Source organism: Janthinobacterium sp. PAMC25594, assembly GCF_019443505.1.
In the GTDB taxonomy this organism is placed as follows: domain Bacteria; phylum Pseudomonadota; class Gammaproteobacteria; order Burkholderiales; family Burkholderiaceae_D; genus Janthinobacterium.
This window is the reverse complement of sequence record NZ_CP080377.1, coordinates 4,341,971-4,359,071: the sequence shown is the minus strand read 5'-3', so window position 1 is coordinate 4,359,071 and position 17,101 is coordinate 4,341,971. Positions and strand designations below refer to the sequence as shown.

16 protein-coding genes are annotated in these 17,101 nt (G+C 62.4%); 1 reads left to right on the top strand and 15 read right to left on the bottom strand.

Annotation, left to right across the window (positions count from 1 at the left end):
- Positions 1–82: 82 nt before the first annotated feature.
- The 4 genes from secD to queA all read right to left on the bottom strand — a co-directional run bounded on the left by secD (position 83) and on the right by queA (position 4,771).
- Entirely contained in the window at positions 83–1,948 is a 1,866-nt protein-coding gene (secD, locus tag KY494_RS19510; protein WP_219887908.1) for a protein translocase subunit SecD, read from the bottom strand.
- Between the two features lie 96 nt (positions 1,949–2,044).
- Entirely contained in the window at positions 2,045–2,377 is a 333-nt protein-coding gene (yajC, locus tag KY494_RS19505; protein ID WP_096238151.1) for a preprotein translocase subunit YajC, read from the bottom strand.
- 196 nt (positions 2,378–2,573) lie between these two features.
- On the bottom strand, positions 2,574–3,713 hold the full coding sequence (gene tgt, locus KY494_RS19500) for a tRNA guanosine(34) transglycosylase Tgt (RefSeq protein ID WP_071075171.1): 1,140 nt from the start codon (positions 3,711–3,713) through the stop codon (positions 2,574–2,576).
- Positions 3,714–3,715: 2 nt separating this feature from the next.
- On the bottom strand, positions 3,716–4,771 hold the full coding sequence (gene queA / locus KY494_RS19495) for a tRNA preQ1(34) S-adenosylmethionine ribosyltransferase-isomerase QueA (RefSeq protein ID WP_219887907.1): 1,056 nt from the start codon (positions 4,769–4,771) through the stop codon (positions 3,716–3,718).
- A gap of 178 nt (positions 4,772–4,949) precedes the next feature.
- Between queA and recG the strand changes: the two genes are divergently transcribed.
- Positions 4,950–7,052, top strand: coding sequence for an ATP-dependent DNA helicase RecG (recG, locus tag KY494_RS19490; RefSeq protein WP_219887906.1), 2,103 nt, complete (start codon positions 4,950–4,952; stop codon positions 7,050–7,052).
- Between the two features lie 54 nt (positions 7,053–7,106).
- Here the strand turns inward: recG and KY494_RS19485 are convergent, their stop codons facing one another.
- The 11 genes from KY494_RS19485 to KY494_RS19440 all read right to left on the bottom strand — a co-directional run bounded on the left by KY494_RS19485 (position 7,107) and on the right by KY494_RS19440 (position 17,033).
- A complete protein-coding gene (locus tag KY494_RS19485) occupies positions 7,107–7,595 on the bottom strand; it encodes a transposase (RefSeq protein WP_258194335.1) in 489 nt (162 codons plus the stop codon).
- A 330-nt stretch (positions 7,596–7,925) separates the two neighbouring features.
- Positions 7,926–8,051: a hypothetical protein gene (locus KY494_RS29830; RefSeq protein ID WP_258194334.1), complete on the bottom strand. Its 126-nt coding sequence runs from the start codon at positions 8,049–8,051 to the stop codon at positions 7,926–7,928.
- Positions 8,051–9,265 carry an MFS transporter gene (locus KY494_RS19480; protein WP_219887905.1) on the bottom strand — a complete coding sequence of 405 codons (1,215 nt, stop codon included), beginning with the start codon at positions 9,263–9,265 and terminating at the stop codon, positions 8,051–8,053. The genes KY494_RS29830 and KY494_RS19480 overlap by 1 nt, the downstream gene beginning before the upstream one ends.
- A gap of 11 nt (positions 9,266–9,276) precedes the next feature.
- Entirely contained in the window at positions 9,277–10,266 is a 990-nt protein-coding gene (locus tag KY494_RS19475; RefSeq protein ID WP_219887904.1) for a Gfo/Idh/MocA family protein, read from the bottom strand.
- A 1-nt stretch (position 10,267) separates the two neighbouring features.
- A complete protein-coding gene (locus KY494_RS19470) occupies positions 10,268–11,086 on the bottom strand; it encodes a DUF3025 domain-containing protein (protein ID WP_219887903.1) in 819 nt (272 codons plus the stop codon).
- Positions 11,087–11,092: 6 nt separating this feature from the next.
- On the bottom strand, positions 11,093–12,157 hold the full coding sequence (gene pyrC / locus KY494_RS19465; RefSeq protein ID WP_219887902.1) for a dihydroorotase: 1,065 nt from the start codon (positions 12,155–12,157) through the stop codon (positions 11,093–11,095).
- 149 nt (positions 12,158–12,306) lie between these two features.
- Complete coding sequence (locus tag KY494_RS19460; protein ID WP_258194333.1) at positions 12,307–13,755, bottom strand: amidohydrolase family protein; 1,449 nt, start codon at positions 13,753–13,755, stop codon at positions 12,307–12,309.
- Between the two features lie 36 nt (positions 13,756–13,791).
- Positions 13,792–14,517: an amino acid ABC transporter ATP-binding protein gene (locus KY494_RS19455; RefSeq protein WP_099761846.1), complete on the bottom strand. Its 726-nt coding sequence runs from the start codon at positions 14,515–14,517 to the stop codon at positions 13,792–13,794.
- Between the two features lie 19 nt (positions 14,518–14,536).
- On the bottom strand, positions 14,537–15,229 hold the full coding sequence (locus KY494_RS19450) for an amino acid ABC transporter permease (protein WP_219132403.1): 693 nt from the start codon (positions 15,227–15,229) through the stop codon (positions 14,537–14,539).
- Position 15,230: 1 nt separating this feature from the next.
- Positions 15,231–15,980, bottom strand: coding sequence for an amino acid ABC transporter permease (locus KY494_RS19445; protein ID WP_219132402.1), 750 nt, complete (start codon positions 15,978–15,980; stop codon positions 15,231–15,233).
- Between the two features lie 96 nt (positions 15,981–16,076).
- Positions 16,077–17,033, bottom strand: a complete 957-nt coding sequence (locus KY494_RS19440) for an amino acid ABC transporter substrate-binding protein (RefSeq protein ID WP_219132401.1) — start codon at positions 17,031–17,033, stop codon at positions 16,077–16,079.
- Between the last annotated feature and the right edge of the window lie 68 nt (positions 17,034–17,101).

Genomic DNA, 17,101 nt, shown 5'->3' with positions numbered 1-17,101 from the left:
CTGAGTTCTATTCTGTGCGCCCGGCGGTTGTGCCACCGGACGCGATCGCTGTTGTCGCTATTGGGTGAGTCGGGGCCGCCGCTTATTTGCTCGTGCCCGGCACCCACACCGTGCCGATCGACAAGGTCGTCAGCTTTTTCTTGCGGCCATACCAGAGGTTGACCACGCCGCGCGACACGAACACGGAGGAGAACATCGACGTCAGGATGCCCAGGCAATGCACAACGGCAAAGCCGCGCACGGGACCGCTGCCGAAGGCCAGCAACGCCAGGCCGACGATCAGGGTGGTCACGTTCGAGTCGAGAATCGTGGCCCATGCACGGTCGAAGCCGGCGGAGATCGCCGCTTGTGGCGTACTGCCGGCACGCAACTCTTCACGGATACGTTCATTGATCAGCACGTTGGCGTCAATCGCCATGCCCAGCGCCAGCGCGATCGCGGCGATACCTGGCAAGGTCAGCGTCACCTGGATCATCGACAGCAGGCCGACCAGCAGCAGCAGGTTGGTGGCCAGGGCCAGCACGCTGAAGGCGCCGAACAGCATGTAGTAGGCGATCATGAAGATGGCGATGGCGATGAAGCCATACAGGGTCGAGTGGAAGCCCTTGGCGATGTTTTCCGCGCCCAGTTGCGGTCCGATCGTGCGTTCCTCGATGACCGTCATCGGTGCGGACAAGGCGCCCGAGCGCAGCAGCAGCGCCAGTTCATTCGCGTTTTCCGCGCCGCCCATGCCGGTGATCTGGAAGCGCGAACCGAGTTCCTGCTGGATGGTCGCCACCGACAACACTTCCGGCTTGCCCTTTTCAAACAGCACGATGGCCATGCGCTTGCCCACGCGTTCGCGCGTCGCTTCGCGCATCTTGCGGCCGCCGTCGCCGTTCAGGTCGATCGACACGGCCGCTTGCTGGTTCTGGTCGAAGCTGGCCGTGGCGCTGGAGATATAGTCGCCCGTCAGGATCACGTCTTTCGACAGCACGACAGGCACGCCTTTGCCAACCGTAAACAATTCCGAGTTGAACGGGATGGCGCTCGACAGTTCGGTGCCAGGCACGATGCCTTCGTCGACCAGGCGCACTTCCAGCGTGGCCGTGCGGCCGATGATGGCTTTCGCGCGAGCCACGTCCTGCACGCCAGGCAGCTGCACCACGATACGGTCAGGACCTTGCTGCTGGATCAGCGGCTCGGACACGCCCAGCTCATTGACGCGCTTGGACAGGGTGGAGATATTCTGTTTCACGCCTTCGTCGATGGTCGCTTTCAGGGCCGCCGGTTTCAGGGTGATGTTCAGTTTCAAATCGCTGCCTTCGCCCGCATCGGCGAAAGCCAGTTCCGACATCTGGTCGGACAGCACATTCTTGGCCTTCAGGCGCGTTTCCGCGTCGCGGAAGTTGATCTGCACGCTGTCGCCCACGCGCTCGATGCCGGCGTGACGGATATTCTTGTCGCGCAGCACGCTACGCGCGGCGGACTGGACGCCCTGGATTTTCTTGTTCAGTACGGCTTTCGCATCGACCTGCATCAGGAAGTGCACGCCACCGCGCAAATCCAGGCCCAGGTACATGGGCAAGGCATGCAATTTTTGCATCCACATCGGCGTATTGGCTTGCAGGTTGACCGTCACGATGTACGCAGGGTCGCTGGCATCCGTATTCAGGTCCTTTTCCAGCACCAGTTTTGCCTTGAACTGGGTATCGGGATCGGCGAAACGCACGCGCACGGAGGCGAGGTTGCCAGCGCCATCCATGGTGACACCTTCCGACTTGACGTTTTCTTTCGTCAATATTTCCGCGACTTGCGTCATCAGCTCGGCCGTCACTTTGACAGTCGACTTGCCGCTGGTTACTTGCAGCGCCGGTGATTCACCGAAATAATTGGGCGCCGTATAGAGTGCGCCCAGCAATAAGGCGACGACGATGATGATGTATTTCCAGGCAGGATAGCGATTCATAGTGATTCAGCGTTCAGTGTTGAGCGTCGGAGGCGTCGCGAGGGGCGGCGGGTAGCCGCCCCGGGGCATCATTGCCGAGGCAATGACAGCGAGGAATTACAGCGCCTTCAGGGTGCCTTTAGGCAGCAAGGTGGTGATGGAGCTCTTTTGCACCGTGACTTCGGTGCCGGTCGCCACTTCGATGGTGACGTAAGCGTCCACTACCTTGACAACACGGCCCAGCATGCCGCCAGCGGTGACGACTTCGTCCCCCTTGGCCAGCGCGTCCATCATCGCCCGTTGTTCTTTGGCGCGTTTTTGCTGTGGACGGATCATCAGGAAATACATGACCACGAACATCAATACCAGCGGCAGGAAGCTGGTCAGGTTGCCGCCGAAGCCGAGGGCGTCGGTTGGGGCTTGCGCATAAGCGTTGGAAATGAAAAACACGGTGACTCCAGTTCTAATCAGTTTGAAAAAATAGCGCTGTATTCTAGCATTGGCTATACGTCATAACCCGAATTGCAGGCATGGCAACTTTAAGTGGGGCTAAAAAGGCATTATGCAATGCTTTATCGCCCCAGTCCAAGCACCAATACACAAAACTTCCGGCCCTGCCGCCGCCAGGGCTCAAGCTAAGCTTTTCTTAAGTTCCGCGTGCGCGTTCCGCATGGAATTGCAGCGTAAACGCGTGGAAACGGTCTTCGTCCAGCGCTTCACGCATCTGGCGCATCAAGTCCAGGTAGTAATGCAGGTTGTGGATGGTGTTCAGGCGCGCGCCGAGGATTTCCTTGGAACGGTGCAAATGGTGCAGGTAGGCGCGCGAAAAGTTGCGGCAGGCGTAGCAGCTGCAGGTCTCGTCGAGTGGCGCCTGGTCTTCCTTGTACTTGGCGTTCTTGATCTTGATGTCGCCAAAACGGGTAAACAGCCAGCCGTTGCGGGCGTTACGCGTCGGCATGACGCAATCGAACATGTCGATGCCGTTCGACACGCCGGCCACCAGGTCTTCCGGCGTGCCCACGCCCATCAGGTAATGCGGCTTGTTGGCCGGCAGGCGCGGGCCCACGTGGGCCAGCATGCGCATCATGTCTTCCTTCGGCTCGCCGACGGACAGGCCGCCGATGGCGATGCCGGGGAAATCGATCTCTTCGAGCTTGGCCAGCGACTCGTCGCGCAGCATTTCGAACATGCCGCCCTGCACGATGCCGAACAGCGCGTTCGGGTTTTCGCCGCGGTGGAACTCGTCCTTCGAGCGCTGCGCCCAGCGCAAGGACATGCGCATCGACTTGGCCGCTTCCTCGATGGTGGCCGGGCGGCCTTCGATTTCGTACGGCGTGCATTCGTCGAACTGCATGACGATGTCGGAATTCAAGACGCGCTGCACCTGCATCGACACTTCCGGCGAGAGGAACAGTTTATCGCCGTTGATGGGCGAATTGAAATGCACGCCCTCTTCCGTGATCTTGCGCATGGCGCCCAGCGAAAACACCTGGAAGCCGCCCGAATCGGTCAAAATCGGCTTGTTCCAGCCCATGAAACCGTGCAAACCGCCGAATTTCTCCATGACGGTGTTACCAGGACGCAACCACAAGTGAAAGGTGTTGCCCAGGATGATCTGCGCATCGATCTCGTTGAGTTCCAGCGGCGACATGGCTTTCACGGTGCCGTAAGTGCCCACTGGCATGAAGATCGGCGTCTGCACGACGCCGTGGTTGAGTTTCAAGGTGCCGCGGCGTGCCTTGGTCAGGCCGCTCGTGTCGGTCTTGAGTAATGTAAATTCCAGCATGGTCAGTCTTTCACGGGGGTATCAAGGTTCAGCGCAGCGCGCGATTGCGTAGTCAGCAGCATCGCATCGCCATAGCTGAAGAAACGGTAGTTCTGCGCGATCGCATGCGCGTAGGCGTTGCGGATCGGCTCATAGCCGGCAAAGGCCGACACCAGCATCAGCAGGGTCGACTTCGGCAAATGGAAGTTGGTGATCAGCCGCGTCACCGTTTTAAACGCATAGCCGGGCGTGATGAACAGGGCCGTATCGGCGCTGCCCGCCACCAGCTGGCCGCTTTGCGAGGCCGATTCCAGCGCGCGCAAGCTGGTCGTGCCGACAGCGACCACGTCGCGCCCGGCAAGTTGGGCGGCGCGCACGGCGTCGACGGTCTCCTGCGGCATGGTGTACCACTCGGTATGCATCTTGTGTTCGGCCAGTACTTCCGTGCGCACGGGCTGGAAGGTGCCGGCGCCCACGTGCAGGGTCACATAGGCAAAATTGACGCCCTTGGCCTTCAATTGATCGAGCAGGGCCTGGTCGAAATGCAGGCCCGCCGTCGGCGCGGCGACGGCGCCCGGCACCTTGTTGAACACCGTCTGATAGCGCGTTTCGTCAAATTCGTCCGCATCGTGCTCGATGTAGGGCGGCAGCGGCAAACGGCCATGCGCCTCGATCAGCTCGAACACGTCGGCATCGAAATGCAAGGTAAAGAATTCGCCGGCGCGCTGGCCGACCGTGACATCGAAGGCGTCGGCCAGGCGGATGCGGCAACCGGGCGGCGGCGACTTCGAGGCGCGCACCTGGGCCAGCACGGTGCGGTCATCGAGTACGCGCTCGACCAGCGCCTCGATCTTGCCGCCGCTTTCCTTGACGCCAAAGAAGCGCGCTTTCAGCACGCGGGTATCGTTCATCACCAGCAGGTCGCCCACCTGCAACAGCCCGACGATGTCGGCAAAGCTGCGGTCGACCAGGGCGTCGCCGTCCAGATGCAACAGGCGCGAGGCGCTGCGCTGGGCCAACGGAGTTTGCGCAATGTTTTCTTGCGGCAAATTAAAATCGAAATCGGAAAGCGAATACATGCGTTTTGCTTCAAAAGTACGTCAAAAATGATTAGGAGTGCGCAATGGAACATCTGGCACTATACTGTGCGCCTATACAGGCATTACAATAATCCGCCGCAACAAATTACGACTGCGGTACGCACAGGGTGTGCCGGACAACCCTCTATTTTACGCTAGCGGCACCAAAACCTTGCATATGTCCGATCCCAAGCCCGATCTTCCTCCCACAGCCAAGCCCGCCGCGAAGCCGAAAGCCGTCAAAAAGGTGGTCAGCACGGAAAGCCGGCTGGCCAAACTGGGCCTGCGCACGGATATGGACCTGGTGCTGCACTTGCCGATGCGCTACGAGGATGAGACCAAGGTCTACACGATACGCGACGCCTGCCTGCGCGGCGGCGAGTCGTGGCAAGTGGAAGGCGTCGTCACCAAATGCGAAGTCAATTTCAAGCCGCGCAAGCAATTGCTGGTGACGATTGCCGACGAAACGGGCAATTTGCTGCTGCGTTTCATGAATTTCTACGGCAGCCAGGTCAAGCAACTGGCCGAAGGCACGCGGGTACGCGCGCGCGCCGAACTCAAACACGGCTTTTTCGGCGCCGAGATGGTGCACCCGACGTATAAAGTGGTCAACGAGGGCGCGCCGCTGCCCACGGCGCTGACACCCGTGTATCCGTCCGGCGAAGGCTTGTCGCAGCACGTGCTGCGGCGCGAAATCGCCGACGCCATGCGCCGCATCGACTGGCACGACACCTTGCCTGACGAGCTGTTGCGCCAGATGCAGCTGTCGCCGTTCCGCGCCGCCGTGCACCTGCTGCACTATCCGCCGCAGGACATCGATGAAAGCGCGCTGATGGACCGCTCGCACCCGGCCTGGGTGCGCATGAAATTCGATGAGCTTCTGGCGCAGCAGCTGTCGCTGAAACGCGCCCAGCGCGCGCGCCGCTCGAAAGGCGCGGCGTCCCTGCCCATCGTCGGCACTTTATCGGACGCCTTCGGCGCCGCCCTGCCCTTCAAGCTGACGGGCGCACAGGCGCGCGTGCTCGAGGAAATCCGCGCCGACCTGCGCCAGCCGTATCCGATGCAGCGCCTGCTGCAGGGCGACGTCGGCAGCGGCAAGACGGTGGTGGCGGCGTTGTCCGCCACGCAGGCGATCGACAGCGGCTACCAGGCCGCGCTGATGGCGCCCACGGAGATCCTGGCCGAGCAGCACTTCCGCAAGATCGCCGCCTGGATGGAGCCGCTGGGCGTGAAGGTGGCCTGGCTGACGGGCAGCCTGAAGAAAAAGGAAAAGACGGCGGCGCTGGCCCTGATCGAATCGGGCGAAGCGCAGCTGGTGATCGGCACGCACGCGCTGATCCAGGACAATGTGCTGTTTGCCAAACTGGGCCTGGTGATCGTCGACGAGCAGCACCGCTTCGGCGTGGGTCAGCGCCTGACCCTGCGCAACAAGGGCGACAGCGCGGCCGTGCCGCACCAGCTGATGATGTCGGCCACGCCGATCCCGCGCACCCTGGCCATGACGTATTACGCCGACCTGGAAGTGTCGGTGATCGACGAGCTGCCGCCCGGACGCAGCCCCATCGTCACGCGCGCCATCGACCAGAACCGGCGCGACGAGGTCATCGCCCGCGTGTATGCGGCCGCGCTGGAAGGCCGGCAAGTGTACTGGGTCTGTCCGCTGATCGAGGAATCGGAAGCGCTGCAGCTGCAGACGGCCACCGACACCTGCATGATGCTCGCCGATGCCCTGCCCGCGCTGCAGGTAGGCCTCGTGCACGGCCGCTTGAAAGCGGCGGAAAAGCAGGAAGTGATGGATGCCTTCATCGCCGGCCAGATCCACGTGCTGGTGGCCACCACCGTCATCGAGGTGGGCGTCGACGTGCCAAACGCCTCGCTGATGGTGATCGAGCACGCCGAGCGTTTTGGTTTGTCGCAGCTGCACCAGTTGCGCGGCCGCGTGGGACGCGGCACGGCGGCCAGCGCCTGCCTGCTGCTGTATCAAGGCCCGCTGGGCGGCGTGGCGCGCCAGCGTTTGATGACCATGCGCGAAACGACGGACGGTTTTGAAATCGCCCGCCGCGACCTGGAAATCCGCGGCCCCGGGGAATTCCTCGGCGCGCGCCAGTCCGGCCAGGCCATGCTGCGCTTCGCCGACCTGGAAACGGATCAATGGTTAGTCGATCAGGCTCGCGACGTGGCGCACGATCTGCTGCACACCACCACCGCGGCGGCGGCGGCCACCGTGGAAGCGCATCTGGCGCGCTGGCTGGGTGGCAAGGAAGAGTTTTTGAAGGTGTAGTCGGATTACGCGCTGCGCGCTAATCCGACTTCTGGCGCAATCCGACAACATTCACTACCGCCCTACACCGTCCATCGCCGCACCACCCCCACCCCAATCCTCTGCACACAAGCCGTGCTTTACATACCGGTGAAAACTGGAATACGGCCAATCGATGACTTTACTCACCAAGTCATGCTTGACGGGGTTGTAATGGATGTAATCGACATGCTTTATCAAGTCGCGCTCGTCGCGTAGCACATGCTCCCAGTAACGATGCTGCCAAACGTCTTTCAATTCTGCATGCTTGCTGAACCACGTCTTGATCAGCCTCCAGCGCGTCATGAAATCGGCATCGCCTGCAGGTAAGGTCCAGATGCAATGCAGGTGATCGGGCAGGATGACAATGGCCTCGATGTCGAATGGCCGTTTCTGGCGCACGGCGCGGAAAGCATCCCGCAGCACATCCACGGCAGTGGCGGTAGCAAAAACGGGCCGGCGACGGGCAGTCACCACCGTAAAGAAAAAGCTGCCGCCTGGCTGGAATGCGCGTCGGTATCGCATGATTTCGGGTGTTGTCGGATTACGGCCTGCGGCCTGAGCGCCATCGATATTGCTTATTTCCCGGTGTTGTCGGATTATGGCCTGCGGCCTAAGCGCCCTCGATATTGCTTATTTCCCGGTGTTGTCGGATTACGGCCTGCGGCCTAAGCGCCGTCGATATTGCTTATTTCGCGGTGTTGTCGGATTACGGCCTGCGGCCTAATCCGACCTACGCAAATACGCTGACGGCAGGTCGGGTAGGTCGGATTAGCGTAGCGTAATCCGACTTCTGGCGTAATCCGACTTCCAGCGTAATCCGACTTTTCGCAAACTACCTTGCGCCCGCGCAGCCTACATGCACATCCAGAAGCGGTTCGCCAGGTCGAGCATGAAGTCGGGGCGCAGATAGGCCAGGAAGACGATGGCCAGCAGCACGGCGCCAGTCAGACGCCACAGCCATGTGCGCCAGCGCCCCATTATGCCGCCACCGCCGTGCGCTTGACGGCGCGCTCGTCGATGGGCAGGTTGATCAGCGCGGCCAGCAAGCCCAGGCCGATGGTGATCATCCACACGATGTGGTAACTGCCCTGGTGCTCGTACAGATAGCCGCCCAGCCACGCGCCCAGGAAACTGCCCACCTGGTGCGAGAAGAACACCATCCCGGCCAGCATCGACAGGTGCTTGACGCCGAAAATACCGGCGATGATGCCGTTCGTCAGCGGCACGGTCGACAGCCACAGCACGCCCATGCCGGCGGCAAACAGATACACGGACCACGCCGACAATGGCGCCAGCAGGAACACGGTGATGACCACGGCGCGCGTCACGTAGATGGCCGACAGCAGGTAGCGCTTGGCGATCTTGCCACCGAGTTTGCCCGCGTAGTAAGAGCCGACGATGTTGAACAGGCCGATCAGCGCCAGCGCCGTGACGGCGATGTTCGGATTCATCAGTCCCTGGTCCTTCAGGTAGGCCGGCAGATGCACGCCGATGAAGACCAGCTGGAAACCGCAGACAAAATACCCTGCCAGCAGCAGCCAGAACGAGCGGCTGGCGATGGCTTCGCTGAAGGCGGCGCCGACGCTTTGCTGCGGGCCGCCGGCGTGCGAGACGGGTGGCTCGCGCAAATAAAAAGCCATCGGGATCATGGCCAGCAGTACCAGTGCGGCCAGCACATAAAAGGCGTTTTGCCAGCCCACGGCGGAAATCAGCTGCTGCTCCACCGGCATCATCAGGAACTGGCCGAACGAGCCGGCCGCCGACGAGATGCCGAAGGCCCACGAGCGCTGCTCGGGCGGCGCGCTGCGGCCGATGATGCCGCTGATGGCGCCGAAGGCCGTGCAGGCCAGCGCCAGGCCGATGAAGATACCGGAACCGGCGATGAACAGGACGGGTTGCGTCACGAGCGCCATCCACACCAGGCCCGCCATGTAGCTGATGGCGCCGACGATGACGACGCGCATGGTGCCGAAACGGTCGGCCGCCATGCCGGCGAACGGACCGAAGACGCCCCACATCAGGTTTTGCATGGCCAGCGCCAGCGAATACGTTTCGCGCGTCCAGCCATTCGCTTGCGAGATCGGCTGCATCCAGAAGCCCAGCCCATGGCGCACGCCCATCGCCAGGGTCAGCACGACGCCGCTGGCGATGAGGACGGTTTTCAGGCTGGGACGGGAAGAGTGCAATGTCATGGGGTTCCTGTTCACGCCCGGTCGGCTTGGTAGACGAGGCCGATCTGGCCACGCATGGTGTCAAGGTTGTGCATCAGCGCCACGCTGTCCGCGTGCGGCATGACGGGACTTTCCAGCAGGCCGGCGCGGATGCAGCGCATCGCTTCGATGGCCTCGTGCGCGTAGCCATTGCCCAGGTGCGGCACGGCGACGACGCGGCGCGCGCCATCCATCGCTTCGACGATCAGGTGATCGGGCTTGTAAAAACGGTTGGGCAGGCGGATGCGTCCCAGGCTGCCGGAAATGGTCATTTCCGTGGGCGTCTGCGCGCGCAGGCTGCAGGCGCAGGACGAGGTGCCGCCACCCGCGTGCAGCAAGGAAAACACCACCTGCTCATCGACGCCGGTGGCACCCATTTCAGCGAGCGCCTGCACTTGCGATACGGGACCGAGGAAGAAGGCCGCCATCGACAGCGGATAGATGCCCACGTCGAGCAGCGCGCCGCCGCCCAGCTCAGGATTGAACATGCGGTGTTCGGGCGGGAAATTGGCGACAAAGCCGATATCGGCCTGCACTTGCCGCAGCACGCCGATTTCGCCGCTGGCGATGATGCGCCGCGCTTCCTGCACGGCGGGCAGGAAGCGGCTCCACATGGCTTCCATCAAAAACAGCTTTTTGTCGCGTGCCATATCGACCACGGCCTGCGCTTCGCGCGCGTTCATGGTGAACGGCTTTTCGCACACGACATGCTTGCCGGCGGCCAGGCACAGCAAGGCGTTTTCCGCATGCAGCGTGTGCGGCGTGGCGATGTAGATCACGTCCACGCCAGGATCGTCAGCCAGCGCCTGGTAGGAGCCGTGGCAGCGTTCGATGCCGAATTCGGCGCCAAAGGCCTGCGCGCCGGCGGCGCTGCGCGAAGCGACCGCCACCAGTTGCGCAGCGGGCGCGTCACGCAAGCCATGGGCCATCGCGCGGGCGATCTTGCCGGTACCGAGGATGCCCCAGCGGACGGTGTTTTCCATGCTATTGATCTCTTTCTGCGCCAGCTGCCTTGCGCTTGGGGCGGAACACCGCCGCGTCATTGTAAAAATCGTCGTCCTGGCCCTCGCACCAGCCGGGTAAACCCAGCACGGGTAGCGGTGTGAAATCGGCTGTCGTCAAGCCATCGCTGGCCAGGTCTTGCGCCACCCGCTCGTCGAGCCAGGCGCGGCGTGCCGCATCATCGAGTGCGAAGTAGGCGTCGCCGGCAAAAATCACGCGCGTGTGCGCCGTGATGGCCTTGCGCGGCGCCACCAGTTTTTCCATCAGCGCGTGGCCGAACAGCCAGACTTCGGCGTCGCCACCCGCGCCAAATTTCTCGCGTTGCGCAATGAACGCGCTGCGCCAGTCGTGCCCGCGCAGCGCCGTTTCCAGCGCGCGTCCGGCATCGCTGTCGCGCAGCACCAGCAAGGCGGAATTCTCATCGAAAATCGTCGCGCCGTCGCGCGCCGGACCGCGCGATTTGCCGACGCCGGACAGGGCGATCTGCGCCGCCTGCAGCGCGTTCAATTGCCGCTTGATACGTGGGAAAGTGAGCCACACGAGCGCGTTGAAAAAATCGTGCAGATTGTCGCGCGTGGGCACGCCGCCCGTCGCGCCGATGAACTCCTCGTAGGCCACGCCTTCGGGCAAGTCCGCTTGCGGCACGAAGGCCAGCGGCAAGCCGGTGGGATTGCGCAAGTCCAGCGCCCGCGCCCGGCCGTTCAGCGCGACGATTACCGTGTTGCGCTGCAGGTCCAGCTGCCGTCGTGCCGGCAGCACCGTGGCAAACCAGGGACGGGTCCAGTCTATCGATGGCAGCATGAACGCTTAGACCATTTTCCAGTTGATCTGCTCGCCCGCGTTGAGCGGAATCACATGGCTGTCGCCCAGTGGCAGCGAGGCTGGCAAGGTCCAGCTTTCGCGCTTCAAGGTGATGCTGTCCGTGTTGCGCGGCACGCCGTAGAAGGCCGGGCCATGGAAGCTGGCGAACGCTTCCAGTTTATCGAGCGCGCCAGCCCGTTCGAACGCTTCCGCATACATTTCCATCGCGTGCAGGGCCGTATAGCAACCGGCGCAGCCGCAAGCCATTTCCTTGGCGCCTTGCGCATGCGGCGCCGAATCGGTGCCGAGGAAGAAGCGCTCGTCGCCGCTGGCGGCCGCCGTCATCAGCGCCAGGCGGTGCTCTTCGCGCTTGAGGATGGGCAGGCAGTAGTAATGGGGACGGATGCCGCCCTTGAAAATCTCGTTGCGGTTGTACAGCAAATGATGCGCCGTGATGGTGGCGGCGATCGGGCCTTCCGCTTCGGCCACGTACTGCGCCGCATCCTTGGTGGTGATGTGCTCGAACACCACGGACAGGGCCGGGAAGGCGCTGCGCAGCGGGCGCATCACGCGCTCGATGAAGACGGCTTCGCGGTCGAAAATGTCGATCTCCGGGTCCGTCACTTCACCGTGCACAAGGAAGGGCATGCCCACTACCTGCATCACTTCGAGCACCTTGTAGCAATTCTTCAGATCCGTCACGCCCAGGTCGGAATTCGTCGTGGCGCCGGCCGGATACAGCTTCACAGCCTGCACGATGCCGCTGTCCTGCGCGCGGCGGATTTCGTCGGGCGAGGTGTTGTTCGTCAGGTACAGCACCATCAGCGGATCGAAGTTCACACCCTCCGGCACGGCGGCCAGGATGCGCTCGCGGTAGGCGCTGGCATCGGCCGTGGTGGTGACGGGCGGTTTCAGGTTCGGCATGACGATGGCGCGGCCGAACTGGCGCGCGCTGTGCGGCAGCACGCTGGCCATGACGGCGCCGTCGCGCAGGTGCAGATGCCAGTCATCCGGACGGGTGATGGTGATGGAGGATGGAACGGCGGCTGGGGTGTGATCGAGTGTGGACATGGCGGCTGCTCTCAGGCGGTCATTGCGAATAACGCCATTTTACCAGCCGCGGGACCGTCCCGCCGGGCGGGAGAGCCGGTGCATGCTGGCCGGGAGACGGCAAAACGGCCGGTATCACCCGGCCGTTTTTACTAAAAGAACGAAGAAAATCAGGACTTGGCCGGCGCCGCTTCCTGCTGCGCCACCCAGGCGCGCAGTTCGGCCAGCATCCGGTCCAGCGCGGCGCGGTCGTACACATGGCCACGGCTGACCACCAGGCGGATCCGGCGCGTGGCTTTGATGTCCTGCAGCGGGTTCGCGTCGAGCACCAGCAAATCGGCCGCCTTGCCGGCCGCCACGCTGCCGTAGCGGTCCAGCTTGCCAAGGAAGCGGGGGCCGTTGATGACGGCCGACTGCAAGGCTTGCTGCGGCGTCAGGCCGTACTGCACGTACAGGCCGATTTCATCGTGCAGGGCCTGGCCCGGATAGTCGAAGGAATTCAAAAAGCCCGCATCGGTGCCGGCGATGATGCTCACGCCCTGCTGCTGCAAAATCGGCAGCAGCTTGGCCGATTGCTCGAACTGCGCATGGCGCTGCGCGATCGCTTCCGGGCCATCCTTGGCGGCGCGCTGCACGCGCCAGTCGTAGGTGGCGCGCAAGCCCTTGCCGATGTATTGCAGGGCCGGATCGTGCGTGTGGTCTTCGCGGTCCAGGTAAGCCGTCACGCGCGAACCCCACAGGGTCGGCACGATGGCCGTGCCGCGCGCGGCCAGGTAGCTGAAGGCCTTGCGCGCCGTCGGTTCGTCGTAGCTTTGCACGCTGGCGTGCATGGCTTCCTTGCCCGTCATCGCGCCGGCGGCCACCTTGTCCGTCAGCTCCTGCTCGCGCGGCGTGGTGGCGCGCAGCAGGTACGATTGATGTTCGATCGTGCCCAGGCCCGCATCGGCCATCTGCTCCAGCGTCAGCTGCACGGGGATATGGCCCGAAGTGCGCATGCCCCGTTCGCGCGCCTGGCGCAGCGCTTCCAGGTACAGCTCCGGTTTCAGGGTGTTTTCCGTGATCTTCACGAAGTCGACCTGCTGCGCCTGCAGGCCGTCCAGCGCGCGCGTGACCTCCTGCGGCGTGCCCACTTCGATGGTGCCCTTCCACAGCGGCTTGAGGCCTTCGAGCTTGGCGCCAGAGGTAAAGATCGTCGGGCCTTGCAGCTGGCCCGCGTTGATCTGCCGGCGCCATGCCAGCACCGTGTCGGGCAAGTCGCCCGAGCAGTCGCGCACCGTGGTGATGCCGTGCGCCAGGTACAAGGGCAGCAGCTGCTTGTTCTCGTCGATCAGCTCGGGGCCGCCGCCGAAATGCACGTGCGTATCCCACAGGCCCGGCATCAGGTATTTGCCGGGCAGGCGGATGGTCCGCTTCGGCGCGTAGCGGCGCAGCTGCGCGTCATCGACGACGGCGACGATGCTGTCGCCCTTGAGCAGCACGGTCTTGCCCTTGACGACGCTACCGGCGGCAACGTCGATCACGGTGGCGTCGCGCAGGGCGATGTCGACGGCGATCCTGTCGGCCGCGTGGGCATGCGCGAGCAGGCCAAGCGCCAGCATGGCGCCGGCGATGTGTTTCATGTCAGGCATCCGTACTCAACTTCAAAAAATGAAAAATTAATGGATGATCTTGGCGAGGAAATCGCGCGCGCGGTCCGAGCGCGTGGTGTTGAAGAAGTCATCCTTGCTGCAATCCTCGATGATCTTGCCCTGGTCCATGAAGACGATGCGGTTGGCCACGCGCCTGGCAAAACCCATTTCATGGGTGACGACCATCATCGTCATGCCTTCCTGCGCCAGGCCCACCATCACGTCGAGCACCTCGTTGATCATTTCCGGATCGAGCGCCGACGTGGGCTCGTCGAACAGCATGGCGATCGGGTCCATCGACAGCGCGCGGGCGATCGCCACGCGCTGCTGCTGGCCGCCCGACAGCTGGCCCGGAAACTTGTCCTGCTGCGACAGCAGGCCCACGCGGTCCAGGTATTTCAAGCCCTTGGCATTGGCTTCGTCGGCGCTGCGACCGAGCACCTTGATCTGGCCGATGGTCAGGTTTTCGCGGATCGACAGATGCGGGAACAGCTCGAAATTCTGGAACACCATGCCGATGCGCGCGCGCAGTTTCGACAAATTCGTTTTCGGATCGTTGACGCTGATGCCGTCGACGATAATCTGCCCCTGCTGTATCGGTTCGAGGCCGTTGACGGTCTTGATCAGGGTCGACTTGCCGGAGCCGGAAGGGCCGCAAATGACCATCACGTCGCCCTTGGCGACCTCGGTGGTGCAATCGGTCAGTACCTGGAACTGGCCATACCATTTGCTGACGTTATTGAGTTCAATCATCTTGTTCTTTCTTTTACGGTTAGCGAATGATGGCGACGCGTTTCTGCAGGCGTTTTACCAGGAACGACAAGGCATAGCACAGCACGAAATACACGACGGCGACAAACACGTACATTTCCACCAGGCGGCCGTCGCGCTGCGCGATTTTCGAGGCGGCGCCGACGAAATCGGGGATCGACAACACGTACACGAGCGACACGTCCTGGAACAGCACGATGGTCTGCGTCAGCAGCACGGGGATCATGTTGCGGAAGGCCTGCGGCAGCACGATGCTGCCCATGGTCTGCGCGTAGTTCATGCCCAGCGCCTGGCCGGCCCATACCTGGCCGCGGGGAATCGACTGTATGCCGCTGCGCATGATCTCGCAATAGTAGGCCGCCTCGAACATGATGAAGGTGATCAGCGCGGAAGAAAATGCGCCCACTTTCACGGGTTCGTTCGCGCCGATGACCCAGGCGGCGATGTACGGTACCAGGAAGTAGAACCAGAAAATCACCAGCACCAGCGGGATCGAGCGTATCAGGTTGACGTAGCTCGATGCCACGCCCGAGATGAGGCGGTTGCTGGACAGGCGCATCAGCGCCAGCAGTGTGCCCAGCACGATGCCGCCCACCATGGCCAGCGCCGTCAGTTTCAGGGTGAAGACCATGCCGGTCTGGAACAGGTAAACCCACGAACGGGAGATGACATCGAAATCGAAGTTACCTAACATGTCAGTGTCCTCCCGTCTTGGCGCCGGCGACGATGAAGCCCGGGATGGCGACCTTTTTCTCGATCAGGTGCATCAGCACCACCACCAGCAGGTTGACGACGACGTAGATGATGGTGGCAGCCGAAAACGCCTCGAACACCTGGAAGGAAAACTCCTGGATGGCGCGCGCGCTGGCCGTCAGTTCGATCAGGCCGATCGTCAATGCCACGGAACTGTTCTTGATGATGTTCAAAAATTCGCTGGTCAGCGGCGGCATGATGACGCGCGCGGCCATCGGCAGCAAGATGAAACGGTAGGTTTGCGGCAGGGTCAGGCCCAGCGCCGTGCCGGCCAGTTTCTGCCCGCGCGGCAGCGCCTCGATGCCCGTCGTCACCTGCACGGCCACGCGCGAGGAGGTGAAAAAGCCCAGGCACAGCACGGCCGTGACGAACGGTGCGTTCGGCAGCGACTTGACCCAGGCGCCCAGGTCCGGTGGCAGCAATTCCGGCATGACGAAATACCACAGGAACATCTGCACCAGCAGCGGCACATTGCGGAACAATTCCACATACGCATTGGCCAGGCCCACCAGCCATTTGTTCGGCAGGGTACGGACGGTGCCGATCACCAGGCCCAGGATCAAGGCCATGATCCAGGCCGCACCGGCCGTGGCCAGGGTCCACACCAGGCCGGACCACAGGGTATCCATATACGTGCCCACGCCATCAGGGGACATCTCCCAGAAGATGCGCCAATTCCAGTTGTAATTCATGATCATCCTTCCATGCAGCTCAAGGAAAGCGGCCAGCCGCCTACCCCGCAAATGAAACCGGGAGGCTTGCGCCCCCCGATTTGTTACGCACTCTTGTTACTTCTTCCGTTTGTCCGATGTCTTCTGCGCTTCGGGCACGGCCGCATACGCGGCCGGGTCGCCCGAATCGGTCGGATTCGCAAACACGGCCTTCAATTGCGGCGGCATGGGGAATTTCAGGTTGATGTTTTTCGGAGGAATTGGCGAGGTAAACCATTTCGCATAAATGCGGTTGATGTCGTCGCTCTTGTACAGGCGGATCAGCGCATCGTCGACCACTTTCTTGAAGGCCGGGTCGCCCTTGCGCAGCATGATGCCGTACGGCTCGACCGACAGCGCTTCCTTGGTGATTTCGTAGTCGTTCGGGTTTTTCGAGTTGGCCACTTGCGACGCCAGCAGGATGTCGTCGTTGGCCTCGGCCACCGCGCGGCCCGTTTCCAGCATCAGGAACGACTCAGGATGATCCTTGCCGACGGCAATCGTCATGCCCAGGTTCTTTTCCTTGTTCAAAATCGTCATCTGCTTGATGGTCGACGTGCCGGCCGTGGCCACCAGGGTCTTGCCGCGCAAGTCTTCCAGCGTCTTGATGTTCGAGGTTTTTTTCGACAGCACGCGGTTGCCGATGACGAACATGGTGGGGGCGAACGCCACCTGCTGCTGGCGCTCCAGATTGTTCGTGGTCGAGCCGCATTCGAGGTCGATGGTGCCGTTGGCCATCAGCGGGATGCGGTTGGCCGACGTGACGGGGCTCATCACCACTTTCAGTTCGGTCAGGCCCAGGTGCTTTTGCAGGGCCGTGACGACTTTCATGCACAGGTCGATCGAATAACCCTGGTATTGCTGCTTGTCATCAAGATAGGAGAAGGGCACGGAGCCGTCGCGCACGCCGAGGGTGACGGAACCGGCTTTCTTGATCTTGGCCAAGGTGCCGGTCAATTCCTGAGCCTGGACTGGCGACATGCTGCTGATGACGCCGACGCTGAGCAGCGTGGCGATGATTTTGGTCAATTTCATAAATTCTCCTGGACGGACAAACCGGATACAAAGCCGGACGAAACAACTGTGGTGCAAACGCCACCAAT

Bases quoted from the DNA above. Each gene is read 5' to 3' on its own strand.
- secD (WP_219887908.1), bottom strand. From the start codon at position 1,948: ATGAATCGCTATCCTGCCTGGAAATACATCATCATCGTCGTCGCCTTA.
- tgt (WP_071075171.1), bottom strand. From the start codon at position 3,713: ATGCTGGAATTTACATTACTCAAGACCGACACGAGCGGCCTGACCAAG.
- queA (WP_219887907.1), bottom strand. From the start codon at position 4,771: ATGTATTCGCTTTCCGATTTCGATTTTAATTTGCCGCAAGAAAACATT.
- recG (WP_219887906.1), top strand. From the start codon at position 4,950: ATGTCCGATCCCAAGCCCGATCTTCCTCCCACAGCCAAGCCCGCCGCG.
- KY494_RS19485 (WP_258194335.1), bottom strand. From the start codon at position 7,595: ATGCGATACCGACGCGCATTCCAGCCAGGCGGCAGCTTTTTCTTTACG.
- KY494_RS29830 (WP_258194334.1), bottom strand. From the start codon at position 8,051: ATGGGGCGCTGGCGCACATGGCTGTGGCGTCTGACTGGCGCCGTGCTG.
- KY494_RS19480 (WP_219887905.1), bottom strand. From the start codon at position 9,265: ATGACATTGCACTCTTCCCGTCCCAGCCTGAAAACCGTCCTCATCGCC.
- KY494_RS19475 (WP_219887904.1), bottom strand. From the start codon at position 10,266: ATGGAAAACACCGTCCGCTGGGGCATCCTCGGTACCGGCAAGATCGCC.
- KY494_RS19470 (WP_219887903.1), bottom strand. From the start codon at position 11,086: ATGCTGCCATCGATAGACTGGACCCGTCCCTGGTTTGCCACGGTGCTG.
- pyrC (WP_219887902.1), bottom strand. From the start codon at position 12,157: ATGTCCACACTCGATCACACCCCAGCCGCCGTTCCATCCTCCATCACC.
- KY494_RS19460 (WP_258194333.1), bottom strand. From the start codon at position 13,755: ATGAAACACATCGCCGGCGCCATGCTGGCGCTTGGCCTGCTCGCGCAT.
- KY494_RS19455 (WP_099761846.1), bottom strand. From the start codon at position 14,517: ATGATTGAACTCAATAACGTCAGCAAATGGTATGGCCAGTTCCAGGTA.
- KY494_RS19450 (WP_219132403.1), bottom strand. From the start codon at position 15,229: ATGTTAGGTAACTTCGATTTCGATGTCATCTCCCGTTCGTGGGTTTAC.
- KY494_RS19445 (WP_219132402.1), bottom strand. From the start codon at position 15,980: ATGAATTACAACTGGAATTGGCGCATCTTCTGGGAGATGTCCCCTGAT.
- KY494_RS19440 (WP_219132401.1), bottom strand. From the start codon at position 17,033: ATGAAATTGACCAAAATCATCGCCACGCTGCTCAGCGTCGGCGTCATC.